We start from the raw sequence: 18,086 nt of genomic DNA on the forward strand, positions 1-18,086 counted from the left end.
CAGAGAGCCAGGCCGAGCGGTACGCTTGCAGGCACGGAGCTTCCAGCCGGGCTGACAAGAAGTATCCGGCCAATAAGCCGCACATCCCGATCAATAGGAACAGCAGCGACCAATCGATGGACAACTCAATATTCATTCCGCTCACCCCCCTTCCGCTTAATTATACCGTTACATACGAACAAGCGGAAAATGCGTTTCGTCCAATAATAGGCTGCTGTCCTGCCGCATTGCCAACGGCGCCTCCTCTCATCTATGATGGACGAAGGGAAGACGGGACAGGAACAAGAGGCTATCCATATAAAAGTAATAGAAAAGCCCGTCGCAGGAGATCGGCATCATCTGCCGTCCCCATTTGTCACGCCGCTGTGTGCGGCTGTGAACGGAATCAGATATGGAGTTGGAGTGAAAGAATGGTGGAGCAACAGAATCGATTGCCGATAGAGGATGCCCTGCCCGCGCTGAAGGAGGCTCTGCAGGCTGGCTCCGGGGCGGTGCTCGTCGCCGAGCCGGGGGCGGGCAAGACGACGCGCGTGCCGTTGGCGCTGCTGGACGAGCCCTGGCTTCAGGGCCAGCGCATCATGATGCTGGAGCCGCGGCGGCTGGCGGCCCGTTCGGCCGCCCGCTATATGGCGCGGGTGATGGGTGAGAAGCCCGGCGAGACCGTGGGCTACCGGGTCCGCCTCGATACGAAGGTGAGCGCCGCGACGCGGGTGGAGGTCATCACGGAGGGTGTCCTGACCCGGATGCTGCAGGAGGACCCGGCGCTGGAAGGCGTGGGGCTGCTCATCTTCGATGAGTTCCATGAGCGGCATCTGCACGCCGATCTCGGCCTAGCGCTGGCGCTCGAATCGCAAGCGCTGCTGCGCGGCGATCTGCGTATCCTCGTCATGTCCGCCACGCTGGAGGCCGAGCCGGTCGCCGCCCTGCTGGGCGGCGTGCCCGTCATCCATAGCCCGGGGCGGACCTATCCGGTGGATACGCATTATGCCCCGCAGCCGGAGAGCGTGCCGCTCGAACGGGCGGTCGCCCGGACGATCGCGGCGGCGCTGCAGCACCATGACGGCGACCTTATGGCGTTCCTGCCCGGCGCGGGCGAGATTCGCCGCACGGAGGAGGCGCTCTATGCCGAGCTGCGCTCGCACGGCATGGACGGGCGGGTGCGGATCGCCCCGCTGTTCGGCCAGCTCTCGGCCGAAGCGCAGGACGCCGCGATCGCACCCGGAACGGACGGCCGGCGCAAGGTCGTGCTCGCCACAGCGCTGGCCGAGACGAGCTTGACGGTGGAAGGCGTCCGCATCGTCGTCGACAGCGGCCTTATGCGCGTGCCGCGCTTCTCGCCGCGCACCGGGATGACGCGTCTGGAGACGTTGCCCGTCTCCCGCGCGTCCGCCGACCAGCGGCGCGGCCGGGCCGGCCGGCTGGGCCCCGGCGTCTGCTACCGGCTCTGGCCGGAAGCGCGGCACGCCCAGCTCCCGGCGCAGACCACGCCGGAAATCCTGGACGCGGACCTGGCCCCGCTCGTGCTGGAGCTGGCCGCCTGGGGCACCGCCGCCGCCGACCTGCGGTGGCTGACCCCGCCGCCCGCAGCCGCCCTGGCCCAAGGCGCCGATCTGCTCCAGCGGCTCGGCGCCTTGACGCCGGCCGGGGGCTTGACGGCGCACGGGCGCGAGCTGGCCGGGAGCGGCCTGCACCCGCGGCTCGCGCACATGATCGTGCGGGCCGAGCCGCTCGGCCTCCGCGCCGCCGCCTGCGATCTGGCGGCGCTGCTTGGCGAGCGCGACCTCTTCCGCAAGGACCCGGGCGCGGCGGAGACGCCGCTTAGCCCGGATCTGTCCTTGCGCCTGGCGGCGCTCGCGGCCCGCCGCGCTCCGCAGGCAGCGTCTGCGGCTGGCGGCCGGCTGGACGAAGGTGCCGTCCGCCAGGTGCGCGAGCAGGCGCAGCGCTACCGCCAGGCGTTCGGCGCCGCCGCGGACGCGCCGCCGCCATCCGCTGCCGAAGCGGGCTTGCTGGCCGGATTCGCATACCCGGACCGCATCGCGGAGCGCCGGGCGGATGGCCGCTTTCTGCTCGCGAACGGGCGCGGGGCGGCCTTCGCCCCTGCCGTGGCCCGCAGCGCTCCGCTCGCGCGCGAGCCCTACCTCGTCGCCCTGCAGCTCGACGACACCGGCGCGGACAGCCGCATCCTGCTGGCGGCTGCCTTGGACCGCGCCCTGCTGGAGCGGCACTTCGCCGAGCAGCTCGTGCGGGAGACGCAGGTTGCCTGGGACGCGGCGGCCCAAGCCGTCCGTGCGCGCGAGCGCGTCCGGCTGGGCGCGCTCACGCTTGCCGACGCGCCCCACCCCGCCCCCGATGTGGAGGCGGTGCAGCACGCGCTTCTGCAGGGCATCGCCCGGGAAGGGCTGGCCCTGCTGCCGTGGACCAAGCAGGCGCGCCAATGGCAGACGCGCCTGCAGTTCATGCACCGGCATCAGCCGGATTGGCCCGATGCCGGGGAGGAAGCCCTCCTCGCCACGCTGGAGGAGTGGCTCGGTCCGCACGTCTACGGAATGCGAAGCCGTGCGGACCTGCAGAGCCTCAACCTCGCGGCGGCGCTCGAAGCGCTGCTCCCGTGGGAGAAGCGGCAGCAGATCGAGCGGGAAGCGCCGACCCATATGACGGTGCCGAGCGGATCGCGGATCGCAATCGATTACACCGATCCGGATCGGCCGGTGCTCGCCGTTCGGCTGCAGGAAGTGTTCGGCTGGCAGGAGACGCCGCGCATCGCCAATGGCGCGGTGCCGCTGACCCTGCACCTGCTCTCGCCGGCCCAGCGTCCTGTGCAAGTCACGCAGGACTTGGCGAGCTTCTGGCAGAACACCTACTTCGAAGTCAAAAAGGATCTGAAAGGCCGCTACCCCAAGCATTATTGGCCGGATGATCCGCACGAAGCAATCGCGACACGCCGGACGAGGCCCCAGCCGCCGCGCGGATAGGCAGAGCCGACTCAGCATGGACTTTCCGGAGAGGCAGCTCATAGAAGGGACCAGGAAGAAGCAAGAAGGAATAGAATCGTCACAGGAACGAATTCCTGAGAGGATCTATTCCTTTTTTACTTGGCGGGGCGGGTACCTCGCAGCCTCCCTTTGGCCAATATCCCCTTCGCTCAGACGGCACATAGAGTCCTTATCAACACTAGACTTCTTCTCTCTGCTAAGCCTGAAGGCTGTCTATGAACAATCCACACGATCCATAGCCGATTCAAGGCGAAGACGGACAGACGGAAGGAGAAGGCGCGCTAGCAAGTCTTTGTCTTCGTTTTGGAACAAGTAGAGACAGTGGATGGATTATCTATAGGCCCGGCCGTTCTATTGGACAGTGCATGGCTGGGTTTACACGTTGCTTGAACCTCCGTATGCTCTCATCTATAATGGAAATGGAGTCATATTCTATTTCAGTATAATTTTGGAGGTGGAGTAAGTGGCACGCGTATTGTACGTAACAATTCCAGCAGAAGGTCACGTTAATCCTACGGTAGGATTAGTGAAGCAGCTCGTCGACAACGGAGAAGAAGTCGTCTATATGTGCTCGGAACAATATCGGTCGAGGCTCGCCCAGACCGGAGCGGAGTTCCGAGCCTATCAATTGGATGAAACTGTCTTTCGAGAGCTTGGCTTTAATCCAACGGAATATACACACCCGCTTCACTTCATCAATTTTATACTGCGAGGCATTATTGAACCTCACATTCCCGAAATTTTAAGGCAGACCGAGAACGAGTCATTTGATTACCTGATTTTTGACTCCTTGTTCGGTTGGGGAGGGGCTATTCTAGGGGAAAGGTTAGGCATCCCGACGTTCTGCTCCGTTACCAACCTGGCTTTCGCTGAGCCTCTAAGCAATATTGTAGAGGTGTTCGATGCCGATGATGTAGATGTGGACGCTCTGTATACCAGACTGACGAAGACGGCGGAGAGCGTCGCTCAGGCATGTAACGTAGCTGTCCCTGCCCTTGAAGATATTACCCGCCAGTATGGGCAATGTAAGATTGTATTTACTAGCCGTGAATTCCAACCGGATGCGGACAAGCTTGACGATAGCTATGTCTTTACCGGACCTTCCATTGCGTCACGTCCTGACGCGCCTTCATTTCCGTTCGAACAGCTTCGATCCCGATATGATAAAGTGGTCTACATATCAATGGGGAGCATTTTGACCAAGGATGTCGAGCTTTACAAGCTTTGCTTTGAAGCGTGTCAAGATATCCCGGCCCAATTTGTGTTATCCTGCGGCAAAGACACGGATCTCGATTCGCTGGGTGACCTTATTCCGCATCATTTCATTATCGAGCCGTATGTTCCCCAGTTGGAAGTGCTCCAGCGAGCCGATGCTTTTATTACACATGCAGGCATGAACAGTACAAGTGAGGCTCTATATTATGACGTGCCCCTTGTCATGATTCCATTAAGCTCGGATCAACCTATTGTTGCGAAGCGGGTGGAGGAGTTAGGAGCCGGGATTACGTTAGATAGGAGCCGGCTTACGCCGGAAGCTTTGAAGTCGGCTTTGCTTCAAGTGTTGAATGATTCTTCTTATAAAGAGCATGCCAAGCAGGTAGGCGATTCCTTGCGCAACGCTGGCGGGTACAGAGAAGCCGCCAATCGCATCATGTCTTTATTTTCTAAAGTATAAAATGCAATATGGAGATACACCGTTAAGTTAAGCAGTTTGGTCACCGACTCAACTCGCGTCACATAAGGGGCTGGGCTGTCCCATAAATCGTTTTTTAGCGGCAACGAGACAGCCCCCCTGCTTCTCACTCACAGCTAAGTGGCTCAAAAAACTGTGAATATGCAGTTTTCTTTTATGACATATACTCCGTTTACAGAGATTCCTGCAAAGCTGCATCAATTTCAGGCTGCCCAATAGAAAAGAGGTAAAAATAGACGAAAATAATGTGCTATTGCAGGAACTTCATCATTTAGCGCCTCAACTAACGTAAATTGTTGCACTAACGCAGGATTTCACTGCCTCACCTATCTTCTGTCGCTTTGCCCGCCACCGTTTGTCCGGCCTCCGCATTCTCTGTTGACCCCCAATCATATTAGCGATGCCAATGAGATACCCCCTTGCCCGCTGTATGGAACAAGTCGGCACAGAGGATGTGAGCGGAAGAAGCGGGCAGAACCGTTGGTTCCCGGGCGCTGCATATTGGCGGATACCGGATGGATCTGCTGGGTATGGGGGAAGCAAGAGGGTACCTTTTGTAAGCGAGGGCATACTCATGTAAAATAAGTCATAGACGACCGAGGGCGATGGGGTTGCCCTGCGGTTCTATTTTAGTCTATCGAGGTGAATGACCATGTCACATGCCCTGGTATCGTCGCAATGGATGTCACTGCTTGTATCGCTCGCGGCCGGGACAGCGGTCATTGTGCTGCGCCTGCGTGCGTCCCACAAGCCGACATCCGTCCAAAAGATTATTATGCCGCCTGTCGGTATGGCTTCCGGCTTTCTCATGTTTGTCGTGCCAGCGATGCGGATCCCGTGGACATGGGGGATTGCCGCTTTTGTGGTGGGCGCGTTATGCTTCTCGTACCCGCTTATCCGCACATCGCGGTTCGAGGTGAACGGCGGGCAAGTATACTTGAAGCGTTCGAATATGTTCATCGTGGTCATCGTCGCGCTGTTGATTTTGCGGCTCATTCTGCATGACGTCGTGGAGCAATATGTATCGATGACGCAGAGCGCATCCATCTTCTTCATCCTGGCGTTCGGGATGCTGCTTCCTTGGCGTGTAGCCATGCTGAGGCAATACCGGAAGCTGACAGGCTCTGCGGATGCAGGTGCGGAAGAGAACCGCGCCACGTAGACATGGCGGCAGACGGACCTGCCGAAATGGATCTACCGGAACGGATCTGCCGGAGCATAGCTGTCGGAACATAGCTGAGGTAACGGATCGGCCGAAATGGAGCAGCCGGATGCGGTAGCGCGTCCTCGCAGCTCATGCAATCGGCAAGCAGCGCTAGGCGCGGAGGTTATGGCTATACGGAGTCCGCTTCTTCCCGAACACGGGAAGGGGCGGGCTCTTTTTGTAAATAGTGCTCTATATCGGTACAGTCATTCGTCATCGATGCCACACACCAAAAAGTCTGGGAGCCTGTACCGGCCCCAGACTTTTTCCTTTCATGGCTCAAGCGGTTCCCCACTCGATACGAGCTCCTTCAAATATTGACGGTAAGCGATGCTGACCAGGTCGCATTTGAGCGATAGCTCTGCCTGCAGATCAAGCGGCAGATCCTCCGGCTTCTGATTCTCGACGACCGGCTTGTCCTGCGCGAAAATCATATCCTGGAAGCTGGTAATCTCGTCGTCGCTGAGCCCTGGATCGTAGCTGAACGAGATGACGCCGTAAGCAACGGACGCCGCCGTGTCCTGCGGGCGAACCGTCAGCAGAATCGACATCCGCTGCCCGGTCTCCTTGTCGCGCTTGACGAACTTGACCGTGAGCGGGCGCGCCGCTTCGGCCAAGGAAGCCCCAACGGATACGGCAGCATAGCCGGCGATATTGGATTTCCGAACACATATAACCCCCGCTGCGTCCTCATGGCAGCGGGGGTTGTTGTTATCCGATCATGATTTTCCCTTCCGGGTAACGATAGAGCGATTGCTCCCGGCGATTGCCGAGCGCGTAGGCGAGCGTCATCGGCCCGATTCTGCCGATGAACATCGTCATGGCGATGACGAGCTTCCCGAAGGGCGATAGATCGGGGGTCAGCCCCATCGACATGCCCACTGTTGCTACGGCCGATACGGTATCGAACAGAATACTGATGAACGGCACATCCTCGGTGACCGCCAGCAGCATCGAGACCGACAGCACCATGAACAGCGCCAGGAAAATCACGGTCAACGCCTTGATGATCAGATCCTTCGGCAATCGGTGCCGGAACAGCACGGCATCCTCGCGCCCCTTCAGCATCGCATAGACGGCTGCCATCAGAATCGCGAACGTCGTCGTCTTGATCCCGCCGCCGGCAGAGCCGGGCGAAGCGCCGACGAACATGAGCATAATTAGGAAAAATTGCGTCACCTGGCGCATATCCCCTACATCCAGCGTTACGGTGCCGGAGGAACGGGCCGATACCGACTGGAAGAAGGAAGCGTACAGCTTGCCTTCCCAGCTCATCGAACCGAGCGTATAGCTGTTCGAGAACTCGAAGATGAAGAGCAGCAGCGCGCCCCCTACGACGAGAAACGCCGTCATTGACAGGACGACCTTGGAATGCAGTGAGAGCCGCCGTTTTTTCGGGTAATCATACAGCTCCGCCAGCACGATGAAGCCGAGACCGCCCGCGATGACCAGGAAGAAGGCGACAAGATTGGTTACCCCATCCTCTGCGAACTGCTGGAAGCTGTCGCCGAACAGGTCGAAGCCCGCATTGTTGAACAGGGATATCGAATGGAACAGACTATACGTGAACGATTGCCCGAGCGGCATCGTTCGGCCCCAGTGCAACGTCAGCACGACCGTGGCCGACGATTGGATGATGACGACGAAGATGATGACCCGCCGAATCGTCCGCACAATCCCTTCCATGCTGTTGGCGTTGATCGACTCCTGCAGGATAAGACGCTCGCGGAGCGATATCTTTTTGCCCAGCATCAGATAGAACAGTAATGCCACCGACATGAAGCCGATGCCCCCGATCTGGACGAGGGAAATAATGACTCCCTGCCCGAAGGGAGAAAAGGTCGTGCCGACATCGACGACGACCAGCCCGGTTACGCAGACGGCGGAGGTCGCCGTAAATAACGCGTCCACGAAGGAGAGGGAATGACCCTCCATTAGCGAGATAGGCAGCATCAGCAGCAGGGTTCCGATTGAAATAATAAAGAGAAAACCCGTCACCAGCACGCGGGCGGGCGTCCAGTGCAGCTTCCTTTTTTTCAACAGCGTCATACAGAAGGTCTCCTTTTTGGTACAAAACGAAAAAAATACTGAGCGTAATGAGGCCAGTTCGGCGCCCGATATGAAATAGAAATTAAAACGAAGACTAGTATATCGTTCTCCGCTTCCGTTGTAAACAAGGGTTCCCTGATTTACCTGAACATTTTCCTCTTCTGTGGAATGGAATGCAAGTTTTTGCGGGCGGAAGGCTGACGCAGGTCGGGGAAAGACTCGCCAACCGGAAGGCGCTGCTGTGTATCGTGCTGAGCGGGGCAGCGGGCGCGCTATCATGGCTGTTCTATTTCATTGCGATTCAGGAGGGCGAGGTCTCGAAGGTGGCGCCGGTCAACAAGCTCAGCGTCGTGTTGGCCGTGGGGCTTGCTTTTCTGTTCCCGGGGAACGCTTGTCGCTTGTCGCCTGGGGTGCTGCTGATTACCACCAGAGTGATGATGACGGCGATCGATCGGCTGATCGGAGCAAGGACAAGGGATAGGAAGACGTTCATACACGAAGCGGCCCAAGGTGTTATGCCCAAGGCCGCCCGTATACTTTCCAATTGACATACCACCGGCTAATCCAATGTGTCGACACATGAAGCAGGACAAAGGCAACGAGCAGTACCGGTTTAAGATAAGCGAATAAGACCCAAATGACAAACAATATCCACGGATTCAGCTTCTGGAACCACTGGGCAGGCAGCCAGACGAGGCGGAAGGCAAGGTTAGCCTTCTGCAGGGTCTCCATATACTCCTCCCGGACCTGGGAATCGTCCGGATCCAGACGGACAGCCTTCTCCATCAGGCGAAGCGAATGGTTCTTCTCCCCGCGCTGCTCGGCTGCCCATGCGAGCTGCATCAGCGTGTATGCATGCTCCTCTTCCATCGCTAATGCCTGGAGTTCGGCTTCCTTCGACTCCACCGTCCGATCCAACTGCGCCAATACATAGCTGTACGTGGCGTAAGCGAGTCCGGCCGGCTCGATATCGATGCACCGCTCCAGCGAGAGGACGGCCTGCTCCAGCGCGCCCTTGCGCATCTGATGTTGCGCGAGCAGCAGATGCGGCGTCGGATCGTCCGGCGCCATCGCGATTAGCTGCCTCGCCGCCGTCTCGAAGGCAACCCACTCTCCCCGGTCATAATAGATGCCCATCCGCACCCGCCAGGCGTCTGGCTGATAAATATCCCGCCGCAGCGCTTCTCCCGCCCAATCGAGAGCTTTGTCCGGATCGACGGGCTTGTGAACGACGGCAGCCAGCGACATAATGGTCGGGTGCTCCGGATATTCCAACTGCAGCCGCATGGCTTCCCGCAGCGCTTCCTGATATTCCTGTCTCTGATAGAGCTGGTTGATGCGCTGGATGGCCTGCTGCAAATATCGAATTGTATGTTGATCGTACTCTTCCCGGCCGCAGTCCGAATTCGTTTCGTCTGCCGCCGGGGTCTGCTCCTGCGCCGCCGGAGGACATGGTTCGGTGTCTGTCGGGTCCTGAACCGGCTCTTGATGCGCATTCCGCGTCATCCTCCATCACCTCCAAGTATTTTCTTATGCTGTCTAGAACGATGGATATGTGATCCGTATCTCCACGGTAACATGTGATTGTCTTAATGACTGGCGAATCGGGGCGGATTCCACAAGCTCCTCATCCAACTGCGGATTTGCCGGGATAGCGGGTTCGTTCACGGGTCTGATGCGAGATGCTGCCGCGATCGGCGTATGCAAGCAACGATTGCAAGCTCATCATATTGTAGATCTAGTGAGCGCGGGGAGCAAGTGTAAAGAGGGGAAGCTCGTACAAATGTGTCCAAACGGTGAAGCACCGCAATCCGATGCAGCGGCGGTGGCCACGGCGAATTGCGGTGCTGTCGGTGCATTATGCTTCGGCATCTTGCGCCCATTCATTCAACATGCGATCCTTCGGCAGCAGCAGAGCGAGAACGCCCAGGAGCGGCAGGAAGCCGCAGATGATCATAATCTGGCTAATGCCGAAGCCGTCGATGAAGTATCCGAGCGCCAAGGCGCCGACTCCGCCCATGCCGAAGGCGAAGCCGGTGATGAGGCCGGAGACCGTGCCGATATTGCCCGGATGAAGCAGCTGCGCGTAGATGACGGTCACCGAGAAGCTGGAGAGCAGGATGAAGCCGGTAAGCGCCAGCAGCACCCCAGCCCAGAATAGGTTGACGAACGGCAGGAGCAGCGCCAAGGGCGCGGTGCCGAGCATCGAGGCCAGGATGAGATTGCGGCGGCCGAACCGATCCGCCAGCGGCCCGCCGAAGAAGGTGCCGACCGCACCTGCTCCCAGGAACAGAAAGATATACAATTGGGCCTGGTCCAGCGAAAGTTTGTAGTCTTCCATTAAATAGAAAGCGTAATAGCTGCCGATGGCGGCCCCGTACCAGGAGCGGACGAAGACGATCACGACGAGAATCACGGTCGCCCAGGCGATGCTTTTGCGCCTTGCCGGATCCATCTTGCGCTGATTATGGCGCTTCGCGAATGTGTACCCGGCGTCGAGCATGCCGCGGTACCAGCGTGCGATATACGTCTGCACGGCGATGCCGGCCCCTGCGATGAAGGTGAAGCCAAGCGCTCCCATCTGACCGAAGGGGATAAAGACCCACTTGGTCAGCATCGGGGCAAGGGACTGCCCGGTGTTGCCGCCGACCTGGAAGATGGATTGGGCAAGTCCTTTGCGAAGTCCGGCCGCCATATGGGCGACACGCATCCCTTCCGGATGGAAGGCGGCCGAGCCGAATCCGATGAGGATGACGGCCAGCAGCACCAGCCCGTAATTCGGCGCCAGCGCCAAGAGCAGCACGCCGAAGAACGTGAACGTCATGCCGATGGGCAGCAGCGCCGGCGTCGGCCGCCGATCGGCCGCATAGCCGACAACCGGCTGCATAATCGAAGCGGTGAAGTTGATCGCGAAGGCGATCCAGCCGATCTGTCCGTACGAGAGCCGCATCGTATCTTTCAAGATTGGGAAAATCGCGGGAATTACGGCTTGAATCGAATCATTGAACAGATGGACGAAGCTGATGGCCAGCAGAATGCGGAAGACCGTATCCTGCTGCGGGCTTGCCTGCTTGAGCAGCTCGGGCGCAGGGCGCGAGGCGGCTATTGGTTTGCTGTTCATATGCAGCTCCTTTCTTGACGGATGTATCGTAATGGCGGCCTTGCGTCCTTCTCAACCGGACAACGGATGGACAGACGGGAATGGGCCGTTCAATGAACCTTCGGAAGATAAGGCCATGTCCCGCAACGTTCATCGAGATGATGCTACGATACAAGTTTTTGGGACGGGAAGCAATCCAAATTATTCCGCATATCGGAGCGCAATCCGGGCTTTCCCGCCGCCGGAAGCGGTCTTGCGCTGGATATCGCAATCCAGCAGCCGCTTGGCCGGACAACGCGAAGCCGGCCTGCGGAAGCAAGCCGGCAGGCCGGAACAGGGCGATATATCTTTTTGTTGCCTCTTGAGAGGCGCCGGTCGACCCGCCGCCGAATGCTGTCTTTATTTCTCGGGAAATAGCTCCTGCTGTCGAGAGCTGCGGTGCGTGCTCTCGCTCGCCTATGCGTCATACCGCTTCGTGCGGTACGTCGTGTAGCACAGGAGCAGGCAGGCGGCCATCCAGATGACGATGATGCCGGCATGCGGCAGCGCGTCGGCCAGCGTCCCGCCGTTCCACAGCTTGGAGCAAGCCAGAGACAGCTGCTCTGTCGGCAGATAGCTGATCATCAAGTCGACCGCCGGAAGGTTCAGCAGCGAGCCGAACATAGGTCCCATCAGGAAGAGCAGGAGCAGCGGCATGCCGAGGAAGGAAATCTCCATCGACGTTGGGGACAACAAGCCAATCAGCGTGCCAATGGCTAAATACATCACGATGCTTGGAACAAGCAGAATGATAAGGGCAAGCGGAGACAGAGAGGGCGTATCCGCGATCAACAGGGTCAAAATAATGGCTGCCACCGTCATCATGGCAGCGATGGCGCTCTTGCCAATCAGCACCTCGAACGGTCTGACCGGCGAGAGCATCAGCACTCTCAACGTATGCTTTTCTTTTTCCTCGGCGACCATCATCGCGAGCACGAAGGCTCCTGTCATCGTCAAGGCCATATTGATTGGCATCGACAGCATGCTGGTCCCCACTTTTTCCCGGCCGCGGAAGAGGAAGGCGAAGATAATCGGCAGCACGGCCGTGCTTAACAGAACGGGATTGCGGAAGCAATCCTTCCATTCTTTCTCGACAATCGCCGAGATTCGTTTCCATGCGTAAGTCATAATACGGCTCCCTCAGTAACTTTTATAAAAAATCGCTTAACGACGGTTCATTGGAATGAATGGACACCAGCTTCCCGGATGACATCGTCTCGGAGACGCGGCGCGCGCCTTCCCCATCGCAGGCCACCTGGTATGACCCGTCCGTGGTCGTGACCGTAATCGTGTCGTCCGCATAGCTGCGGCGGAGCAGCTGCGGCGTATCCATGGCGTTGATGCACCCTTGGTGCAGGAAAGCGATCCGATCGCAGAGCGTCTCCGCTTCTTCCATGTCGTGCGTGGAGAGAAAGATGGTCGTCCCGGCGCGATTCAATTCCTTCAACGATTCATGAATGCGGTGGGTGTTCCCCGGATCGAGCGCCGACGTCGGCTCATCCAGGAACAGAATCTGCGGCCGACGTGGTCGTCTTGCCTGAGCCGCTGGCCCGAGAAAGCCGAATGTCTCTCCTCTGTGAACGACGAAGTCGAGCGACTGCAGTGCGGATTTATTGCCGAACATTGGTCAGCGCGCGGGCTTCGATAATTGGTTCCATATTGATTTCCTCCCATTGGGCAGTTGATCGGGAAGGGAGGGGGCTGCTGCAAATGTTCGGCGAGAAGCGCACCTCAGGCGATGAACGCAACGGAACGAGCCCTGAATGAACCGATGCTTGCGGCGGAAATACGCCGTGTGCCCGTTACGAAATGCCCATAATCGCCTTCATTTCCTCGTATTTGCTCTTCGAGAGCGGCACCGTGCTCTTCTTCTCATCGTCCAGCACAAGGCTGTAGCTGTTGCGTGACCAGATGATGACTTCACGCACGCGCTGCAGATTGACCAGATACGAACGATGGCAGCGGAAAAAGCCGAACGGCTTTAATTTCTGCTCCAGATCCTGCAGCGTCATGGAGCATGGAAATTCGCCGGATTGGACATGGAGATGAGCCACTCCGTCCTGGCTCTCGATGTAGATCATCTCCAACGGATCGATGAACACAATTTTATCCTCCACGCGTGCCGGCACTTTGTCGAAGACAATCTGCGGATAGTGCCGCTGGCTGCCAGGCGGCATCCCGGCCCCGTCCGCAGCGTCTGCCGGTGAAGGCGAACCGTCGGCAGCGCTGTCCGCTTCGGAAGCCAGGGAGCCGTCCGCTTGCTTCTTGGCCGCGCTCGGCCCTGCTTCGGCGGAGGAGCGGTCGTCCGCCGCTTCCTGAGGCAGGGCAGCCGTTCCTTCCGCCGTTTGGCTGGAGCCGTCCTCGTCGAGGATGACCTCCTTGAAGCCGGCCGGTGTCCAGCGCAGGACGGTGTCCGTCAGCGTCAGCGCGCTCTCCAGCGAAGGCACCGTCATGAAGAAGGCCACCCCTCCCTGGCAGAGCTCGCGAATCCATTGGCGCAGCAGGAAGCAGCTCTCCAGGTCGAGATGAAATTCCGGATCCTCCACGATAATCAGCTCCGGCTTCACCGCGGCGGCCCGGGCAAGCTGGAAGCGCCGCTGCTCGGCTACCGTGCACTTGCCCAGCCGGACGTTCTGGTTGTTCCATAGTCCGGTCAGCTTCAATACGGATTCCAGTCTGAATTTATCGAATGCATTATATAATTTCATGTACAATCCGACAGCCTCGCGCACGGTCAACCGTTCATGCACTGTGTCCTCCTGACGGATCCAGCAGATGCGGGCTTTCACTTCGGGAGAGTGGAGGGGAAGGCCGTTCCAGCTTACGGTTCCGGTAGACGTGGCAGTGGTGCCGGCCAGCACGTTCATGATGAGCTGGCCTGTGACATGGTTGCATTGCACGGCCAGGCATTGGCCCGACTGCACCGTGACATGGAGCGCATCCAGAAGCGTCGAATTGCCTTGAGCGACATAGAGATGGTCGAGAACGAGTCCGCCCGATCGGGCGGGGAGTCAGGTTTCATTAATTTCACGCCTTTTCATTGAATCTTCTTCAATCGTCATATCCAATGGCAAGCTTAGCAGCTTCGGGCCAGGACACACATTCTCCATCATAGCGTATTATTTGTGCACGGGAGTAGGGGAACTTGGGGCTTAAGCCGATGGGAAGAAAATATGTAATTTTCGTTAATATTCGGATTTAGGCTTGTTTTTCTTTCTGAACCATCCGGAATCCCTCCCTATTTACGAAAAAATAACGAACAATAAAACAAAACTTCGTTGACACGTTCGGTGAAATCCGTTACAATATCCATGTCGTTCCCTTGGGGGGAGCGGCAATGAATTTGATCACAATGTTGGCATTATTATTCCTGTTCGTATATTCCCGGAGATAAGGTCCGGGGGTCTCTACCAGGAGCCGTAAATTCCTGACTACGAGCGGTGTGCTTCCGCATACCCGGGTGAAGTCAGGATTTTTTGTCGTCCAGATAAGGACTAGTAATTCGTCATTCGCCCCATTCAGATTCATACAACGTGTTATGAACGAGGAGGATCTTGATCTTATGAGCAAGTATGATGTCATTGTCGTTGGTGCAGGGCCTGCGGGAATTTTTACATGCTATGAGCTGACGTTGAAAGCCCCCCACCTTAACGTTTTGTTAGTGGACAAAGGTCATGATATATACCGGCGGAGCTGTCCGATTCTGGAGGAAAAAATTCAATTATGCCCTCCGGCTATCGGCCGCAAAGAATTCGCCGGATGCTTGCCCGCCTGTTCCATCACGAATGGCTTCGGCGGAGCCGGCGCCTACAGTGACGGCAAATTCAACATTACGACCGAGTTCGGCGGCTGGCTGACCGATTATTTGCCGCCGTCGCAGGTGCTCGACCTCATTCAATACGTGGACCGAATCAATTTGGAGCACGGCGCCACGACGAATATAACGGACCCGACGACGGATACCGTGCGCCGGATTGAACAGCAGGGATATGCGGCAGGGCTGAAGCTGCTGCGTGCGGAAGTCCGCCACTTGGGGACGGAGCAGAACCTTGAGATTCTACAATCGATTTTTGAATACTTGAAGACGCGCATCGATATGATGCATAAGACCGAAGTGGCGGATCTCGTAACCGTGAAGGAAGACGGCCGTCATGTCGTGAAGGGCATCGAGCTCAAGGGCGGCGAGACGATCGAAGCCGATCGCGTCGTCATCGTACCGGGACGGGACGGCTCCGCTTGGCTGACGCAGATTCTGAAGAAGCGCCGCCTGAAAATGTACAACAATCAGGTCGATGTCGGCGTGCGCGTCGAGACATCGGACGTCGTTATGCGCGAGATTAACGAGCATCTGTATGAAGGAAAATTCATTTTCAACACGTCTGTAGGCACGCGGGTGCGCACATTCTGCAGCAATCCGTCCGGACATGTCGTGGTGGAGAACCACAGCGGCATTATGTGCGCGAACGGCCATTCCTACAAGGATCCGAAGCTTGGCTCGAAAAATACGAACTTCGCTCTGCTCGTATCGCACACGTTCACGGAGCCGTTCGACAAGCCGAACGAGTATGCCCGCGAAATCTGCAAGCGCGCCAACGATCTGTCCGGCGGCGGCGTCATTGTGCAGAAATACGGCGATATTCTCCGCGGGCGCCGCTCCACCGAGAATCGCATCCGGGAAGGCTTCCTGGAGCCGACGCTGCGCGAGGGGGTCCCTGGCGATCTGGGCCTTGTGCTGCCATACAACACAATGAAGAGCCTCATCGAAATGGTGGAGGCGCTGGACAAGGTAACGCCGGGAATCGCGTCCGAGCATACGCTGTTCTATGGAGTCGAGGCGAAGTTCTACTCCGCCCGCCCGAAGCTGGATGCGTCGCTCGAATCCGAGATCGGGGGACTGTACTGCGGCGGCGACGGAGCTGGCGTCACCCGCGGGCTGGCGCAAGCCGGGGCAGCCGGAGTTCATATTGCCCGCAGCATTATCGGCAAAGGATAAATGGATATATAGATATATAGAAGGTCCGCGGCCGCAAGGTGCGCGGGCTTTTTCCGGTCTGGCAGCGCCCTGTCTTGTTCCATGATATGTTGTTAGATTGTTAATTTTGAACATTACCTTGTGATAAAATGCACAACCTCGGTACCGAAGCTTCGATACAATAAACTTGCATCTTTGCATCTGGGCTGGAAGACGGGGCCTCATTCCATAGGGTGTGACGCTTCCGTCCATCCGGGAGGATGCGATAATATGCCAGCAAGGTACTTGCAGTGCAGGAGGTAATGCAGTATGGCAGGATACTTGAAGCCGCAGGAGATTGCGGCAGCGACGGTGGAGACAGGGACGTCCAAGGCCCGCAATCCGCTGTCGGTCATGGTGATATTAGGATTTCTGGCAGGCGCGTTCATCGCGCTGGGATATTTACTGTATATACGGGTTACGGCGGGCGCGCCGCCGGAGTGGGGAACGATCACGGGCCTTATCGGCGCTTCCCTCTTCCCGATCGGGCTCATTCTCGTCCTGCTGGGGGGCGGAGAACTGCTGACCGGCAATATGATGGCGGTCCCATTGGCCCGGATGAAGGGCCGGATTACCACCGGCGAGGTCGTTCGCAATCTGATCGTTATTACGTTAAGCAACTTCTTGGGCGCGATCTTCGTCGCTTACTTCTTCGGGCATATCGTCGGTCTGACCGCCGAGGGTGTCTTTCTGGAGAAGACCGTGTCCATCGCCGGGCACAAGCTGGAAGAAGGCTTCCTGCAAGCGTTCGTCTCAGGCATCGGCTGTAACTGGCTCGTCGCGCTGGCGGTGTGGCTGTCTTACGGCTCCAAGAGCTTCAGCGGCAAAGTATTGGGCATCTGGTTCCCGACGATGACGTTCGTGGCCATCGGCTTCCAGCACGTGGTGGCCAACATGTTCGTCATTCCGGCAGCCATCTTCGAGGGCTATTACAACTGGGGAGAATATATGATGAACTTCATCCCCGTCTGGCTCGGCAATCTCACCGGCGGTGCCGTCTTCGTGGCCGGCGCTTACTGCCTCGCCTATTTGCGGCCGAATCCGGATGCGGCCTTGCCGGCACAGACTTCCGGGACGCGTGCTTCCGCTTCTGCTGAATCTGCTTCTGCTGCATCAGCGGCTCCAGCTACGCCGGCTTCCACCTCGGGTAGCCTTGACCACTCTGTCACGGGATAAGCTTCCGCTCGCGGCATATATCGAACCAGGCCCGTCCGGGTCGGGCCTGGTTTCTTGATCCTTGCACAGTAAAGGGAATGGCCGATTTGGGGGAGGTGCCCGCTTTATTTTTCTTGGGTTGGTTAGGAAATTGCATATAATCCGGATAATATGATAATAATTATCATTGTCACATAGAAAAAAGCAGCCCGGCAAGGCTGCTTGGACATACCTTAAAGTTTGGGCTCGAACGTTTTACAGTCAGTTTCTTCGGAGTTGCTTGCTTGTCTGCCTTGACGATTCACGACAAAAATAGAAGAAGCGTTGCATTTGTTTCCGGCAGCCCAATATTTGCAGCTGTTCACTTCGCACAGCACGTCTTTAGCCATTGTGTGTCACCCCCTTTGCCATAGGATTGACGGGATCCGGGCGGTTCTATACGTCCGGCCGCTGCAAAGACTGCCTCAAGACATGGAGCGATCAAGCCATGTCTTTTTGGCATGTCCCTGAAAAGGCGGCGAGGGAGCATTGGTGAGAGTCCTTGCGCAGGCCGGACTCATTAACGGTCCGTTTTTGATCGACTTTGGCATGGGGCTGGGGAAGCAACACTGCTTCTGCTTTTGCTCCACGATGCCGATGGCTCAGGGGCGGAGGCACCCCTTGCCGTCCTTATGGTCATTATCCCATCGATTCAGGGGCACAAGCTAAGTGCCGGGGATAGCGGAATAAGGAGGGTAAGAGGCATCGTAGTCCTTATTGCCACTATACCAATAGCTCAGGCGTCAATCTGAACATTCCTGTCAGAGCCAAGATTCTGGCTTTGAAAAAAAAGGAGCGTCCCT

At 57.8% G+C, this 18,086-nt stretch carries 13 protein-coding genes, 1 pseudogene and 1 riboswitch; of the genes and pseudogenes, 6 read left to right on the top strand and 8 right to left on the bottom strand.

Features of this window, described 5'->3' with window-relative positions; translation table 11 throughout:
* The first annotated feature begins 410 nt into the window (after positions 1-410).
* The 3 genes from hrpB (at position 411) to DQX05_RS21620 (ending at position 5,848) form a co-directional block, all read left to right on the top strand.
* Positions 411-2,972: an ATP-dependent helicase HrpB gene (gene hrpB / locus DQX05_RS21610; RefSeq protein WP_119795538.1), complete on the top strand. Its 2,562-nt coding sequence runs from the start codon at positions 411-413 to the stop codon at positions 2,970-2,972.
* A 484-nt stretch (positions 2,973-3,456) separates the two neighbouring features.
* Complete coding sequence (locus DQX05_RS21615) at positions 3,457-4,668, top strand: macrolide family glycosyltransferase (RefSeq protein WP_119795539.1); 1,212 nt, start codon at positions 3,457-3,459, stop codon at positions 4,666-4,668.
* Between the two features lie 670 nt (positions 4,669-5,338).
* On the top strand, positions 5,339-5,848 hold the full coding sequence (locus DQX05_RS21620; RefSeq protein ID WP_182914858.1) for a CcdC family protein: 510 nt from the start codon (positions 5,339-5,341) through the stop codon (positions 5,846-5,848).
* Between the two features lie 321 nt (positions 5,849-6,169).
* Here the strand turns inward: DQX05_RS21620 and DQX05_RS21625 are convergent.
* Positions 6,170-6,501 (bottom strand): annotated as a pseudogene (locus DQX05_RS21625) (aromatic ring-hydroxylating dioxygenase subunit alpha); the annotation flags it as partial.
* Positions 6,502-6,601: 100 nt separating this feature from the next.
* Entirely contained in the window at positions 6,602-7,939 is a 1,338-nt protein-coding gene (locus DQX05_RS21630) for a TrkH family potassium uptake protein (protein ID WP_119795540.1), read from the bottom strand.
* Between the two features lie 173 nt (positions 7,940-8,112).
* Here DQX05_RS21630 and DQX05_RS33275 point away from each other — a divergent pair, with 173 nt between their 5' ends.
* Entirely contained in the window at positions 8,113-8,487 is a 375-nt protein-coding gene (locus DQX05_RS33275; RefSeq protein WP_119795541.1) for an EamA family transporter, read from the top strand.
* Here DQX05_RS33275 and DQX05_RS21640 read toward each other — a convergent pair.
* The 5 genes from DQX05_RS21640 to DQX05_RS21665 all read right to left on the bottom strand — a co-directional run bounded on the left by DQX05_RS21640 (position 8,453) and on the right by DQX05_RS21665 (position 14,002).
* Entirely contained in the window at positions 8,453-9,445 is a 993-nt protein-coding gene (locus DQX05_RS21640) for a tetratricopeptide repeat protein (RefSeq protein ID WP_119795542.1), read from the bottom strand. The genes DQX05_RS33275 and DQX05_RS21640 overlap by 35 nt on opposite strands.
* A 352-nt stretch (positions 9,446-9,797) precedes the next feature.
* Positions 9,798-11,060 (bottom strand): MFS transporter, encoded by a 1,263-nt coding sequence (locus tag DQX05_RS21645; protein ID WP_119795543.1) that lies wholly within the window; start codon positions 11,058-11,060, stop codon positions 9,798-9,800.
* Between the two features lie 435 nt (positions 11,061-11,495).
* Positions 11,496-12,206, bottom strand: coding sequence for an ABC transporter permease (locus DQX05_RS21655; RefSeq protein WP_119795545.1), 711 nt, complete (start codon positions 12,204-12,206; stop codon positions 11,496-11,498).
* A gap of 22 nt (positions 12,207-12,228) precedes the next feature.
* On the bottom strand, positions 12,229-12,702 hold the full coding sequence (locus DQX05_RS21660) for an AAA family ATPase (RefSeq protein WP_259392166.1): 474 nt from the start codon (positions 12,700-12,702) through the stop codon (positions 12,229-12,231).
* Between the two features lie 178 nt (positions 12,703-12,880).
* Positions 12,881-14,002 carry a LytTR family transcriptional regulator DNA-binding domain-containing protein gene (locus tag DQX05_RS21665; protein ID WP_259392167.1) on the bottom strand — a complete coding sequence of 374 codons (1,122 nt, stop codon included), beginning with the start codon at positions 14,000-14,002 and terminating at the stop codon, positions 12,881-12,883.
* 430 nt (positions 14,003-14,432) lie between these two features.
* Positions 14,433-14,532, top strand: a riboswitch (purine riboswitch).
* 108 nt (positions 14,533-14,640) lie between these two features.
* Between DQX05_RS21665 and DQX05_RS21670 the strand changes: the two genes are divergently transcribed.
* The gene (locus DQX05_RS21670; RefSeq protein ID WP_119795546.1) at positions 14,641-16,071 is read left to right on the top strand and encodes an NAD(P)/FAD-dependent oxidoreductase; all 1,431 of its coding nucleotides are present in this window, start codon (positions 14,641-14,643) and stop codon (positions 16,069-16,071) included.
* 288 nt (positions 16,072-16,359) lie between these two features.
* Positions 16,360-17,265 carry a formate/nitrite transporter family protein gene (locus DQX05_RS21675; RefSeq protein ID WP_119795547.1) on the top strand — a complete coding sequence of 302 codons (906 nt, stop codon included), beginning with the start codon at positions 16,360-16,362 and terminating at the stop codon, positions 17,263-17,265.
* 212 nt (positions 17,266-17,477) lie between these two features.
* On the opposite strand, the gene DQX05_RS21680 is transcribed toward DQX05_RS21675, so the two are convergent.
* Entirely contained in the window at positions 17,478-17,633 is a 156-nt protein-coding gene (locus tag DQX05_RS21680; protein ID WP_119795548.1) for a DUF1540 domain-containing protein, read from the bottom strand.
* Positions 17,634-18,086 lie beyond the last annotated feature (453 nt).

The organism is Paenibacillus thiaminolyticus, assembly GCF_003591545.1.
GTDB lineage: Bacteria > Bacillota > Bacilli > Paenibacillales > Paenibacillaceae > Paenibacillus_B > Paenibacillus_B thiaminolyticus_A.

Coding starts and splice junctions, on each gene's coding strand:
- hrpB (WP_119795538.1), top strand. CDS start 411: ATGGTGGAGCAACAGAATCGATTGCCGATAGAGGATGCCCTGCCCGCG.
- DQX05_RS21620 (WP_182914858.1), top strand. CDS start 5,339: ATGTCACATGCCCTGGTATCGTCGCAATGGATGTCACTGCTTGTATCG.
- DQX05_RS21630 (WP_119795540.1), bottom strand. CDS start 7,939: ATGACGCTGTTGAAAAAAAGGAAGCTGCACTGGACGCCCGCCCGCGTG.
- DQX05_RS33275 (WP_119795541.1), top strand. CDS start 8,113: ATGCAAGTTTTTGCGGGCGGAAGGCTGACGCAGGTCGGGGAAAGACTC.
- DQX05_RS21640 (WP_119795542.1), bottom strand. CDS start 9,445: ATGACGCGGAATGCGCATCAAGAGCCGGTTCAGGACCCGACAGACACC.
- DQX05_RS21645 (WP_119795543.1), bottom strand. CDS start 11,060: ATGAACAGCAAACCAATAGCCGCCTCGCGCCCTGCGCCCGAGCTGCTC.
- DQX05_RS21655 (WP_119795545.1), bottom strand. CDS start 12,206: ATGACTTACGCATGGAAACGAATCTCGGCGATTGTCGAGAAAGAATGG.
- DQX05_RS21660 (WP_259392166.1), bottom strand. CDS start 12,702: ATGTTCGGCAATAAATCCGCACTGCAGTCGCTCGACTTCGTCGTTCAC.
- DQX05_RS21670 (WP_119795546.1), top strand. CDS start 14,641: ATGAGCAAGTATGATGTCATTGTCGTTGGTGCAGGGCCTGCGGGAATT.
- DQX05_RS21675 (WP_119795547.1), top strand. CDS start 16,360: ATGGCAGGATACTTGAAGCCGCAGGAGATTGCGGCAGCGACGGTGGAG.
- DQX05_RS21680 (WP_119795548.1), bottom strand. CDS start 17,633: ATGGCTAAAGACGTGCTGTGCGAAGTGAACAGCTGCAAATATTGGGCT.